The following is a 2,359-nucleotide window of genomic DNA, read 5'->3' as shown; positions in this document are numbered from 1 at the left end:
GAATTGTCCCGATGTGAATGGATTGACAAGAAGGAGAATTGCTGTCTGGTCGGCTCACCGGGCACCGGCAAGACCCACACCGCGATTGCTTTGAGACTGGCGGCGTGTCGAGAGGGACGCAAGGTGCGGTTCTTTACGGCGGCAAGCCTGGTCAACCGTTTGGAGGAGATGCGAAAACAGTACCAGCTCGAGCGATTCCTAACACAACTGGACAGAGCTGACCTGCTGATATGTGATGAGCTTGGCTATCTAACCTTCAGCCGGATGGGAACCGAACTTTTGTTCCAGGTCTTTGCTGACCGCTACGAGAGAGGCAGCTTGCTGATTACCAGCAATCTGGCCTTTAGCGAATGGGTCCAGGTCTTTCAAGGGGAACGAATGACGGCGGCTTTGCTGGACCGCCTTACGCATCATTGTCACATCTTTGAGATGAACGGCGAGAGCTATAGGTTCAAACAGTCTGTAGGAAAGAGTAAGAACAAGAGAAAGTAGAATTGTACTTGTATGCCTCCCGATGGAGGCTTATTATGTGGCCTGGGTGTGGCCGATTTGCGTGCCGACCCGTGGCTGTTTTACATGCCGATTACCAGAGGAAGCCGTCTGACCGCAACTTAAGCACTTATAAATTGAATTCATAGTTTTTCGGAGACTGTAGTAGCAATACAGAGTATTTTTGATGTTTTTAGCATCTTGAGGCCGATCCAATATAGAAACGTAAATCTATATTGGAGGTTATCAAGATGCTTGGACCAGGTGAATATGTAGCAGATGAAACGCAAGGAATTACGCGTGTCGAAGACTTACCAAAACCAAAACTTATTCGGCGCAGCCGAAACTATAAACGGCGTCCTTGCCCACTGTGCGAACATAGCGCATACAGGCTTCGAACCGTCAGCCGTACCTTGCATGATATTGGCGACCCGCTTACCGGCAGGCCCTGCGATATCATTCTCACATATTCGACACATCGCTGCCCGCAATGCAACCATTACTTCAACGCCGACATGCTCGATCTGGCTTTGCCCAAAAGTCATTATACCCACAGGGTTGTTTCAATGGCGGTGCGATTGGTCGTTGAGGATGGATTACCGTACCGCCCTGCATCGTGGCATTTGTGGCGAGACCACCGAGTATTTGTGCCGTGGGCAACAATTCAGAACTGGGTTGAGGCGACGGGGGAAAAAAGCTGAAGTTAACATCAAAACTGACTACATCGATAAGGCCCTGTCAGAGTTTTCCGGCTATATTACTGCTGATGAATTATACGATGGCCCTTTCTGTGTGCTGTTCATTGTTGATAACCACAAGTTTAATCGTTTGTGTTATGAGGTTCTCGACCATGACCCCACAAAAGAGGATATAAAGCGGTTTTTCAGGCGTTTCAAGCAAATGCTGGATGCTCGTGGTTTGAAAGTAAAAGGTATAACCACCGATGGTTCACCGTTATATCCGGAGGCCATAGTTGAAGTTTTCGGCAAAGAAGTTAAACATCAATCGTGTCAATTTCATGTGGTCAAAGAAATAAACAAAGATATCATCAAAGCTGTTGCCGCAGTTCGCAGACAATTAAAACAGGAAAAGGTAAAACGTCCGCGAGGCCGTCCTTCCGGTGACAGGGCAAAACAAATTGTACGAAAGAATAAGAAGGTTCAGAAAAAAATTACAGAGTTGTTTGAATACCGCTATTTGTTTGTCAAACACATCCTGAGCATAAAAGAAAAGAAGACGCTTCAACGTATTACACGAGGCCTTGATCAACTGCGTACTCTGCGGTTAATTATGGCTGAAGTTTATCGTTTGTTTGACCGTCGCCGCCGAATGGATACTGCCCTGAAAAAACTTGCCAAATTGCGCAGACGTATCAGGCGATTTGCAAAGCTAAGAAATACGCTTAAAAAATTATTCTCGCCGAATCTCGAAAAGGCATTAACTTTTCTCGATGATTCGTTATTGCCGTCAACATCAAATGCGGTTGAGCGGGCGAACCGCCGACATCGCAAGATGCAAAAAAGTATATACAGGGTGCGAACTCTTGAGAACATAAGCCAACGGATAGCGATTGATATGCAGCGTGATGAGTATGGCGTAAATATGAAAAAGACGATAAGTACATTACACTGGAGCAGAAACAGTGAAAGACGAAAAACAGGATAGAAGAAAACTCTGCATTGCTGCTACAGTCTCGCTTTTTCATGCTAATTTCCCATTCGATTCCTACTGATGTGCTGCACCACGGCAACAGCACACCACCGCGACCTCATCAATTACACTCCGATCAGGGTGGTGTGTCAATATCATTTATTCGATCTTTCGCATCTTAAATCCTTGTCCACATTACCAGGTCTCTCTCAAAATCGGC

General features: G+C 46.2%; 2 protein-coding genes. Both read left to right on the top strand.

Annotation, left to right across the window (positions count from 1 at the left end; genetic code table 11):
• A partial coding sequence (gene istB, locus V3S16_RS16840) for an IS21-like element helper ATPase IstB (RefSeq protein ID WP_413887048.1) occupies positions 1-492 on the top strand: 492 nt, incomplete at its 5' end.
• Between the two features lie 588 nt (positions 493-1,080).
• A complete protein-coding gene (locus V3S16_RS16835; protein ID WP_413887046.1) occupies positions 1,081-2,154 on the top strand; it encodes a hypothetical protein in 1,074 nt (357 codons plus the stop codon).
• Positions 2,155-2,359 lie beyond the last annotated feature (205 nt).

It is taken from the genome of Candidatus Desulfatibia sp., from assembly GCF_036446775.1.
Taxonomy (GTDB): domain Bacteria; phylum Desulfobacterota; class Desulfobacteria; order Desulfobacterales; family UBA11574; genus Desulfatibia_A.
Note: the sequence above shows the minus strand (reverse complement) of the source record. Positions and strands in the feature narration are given on the sequence as shown.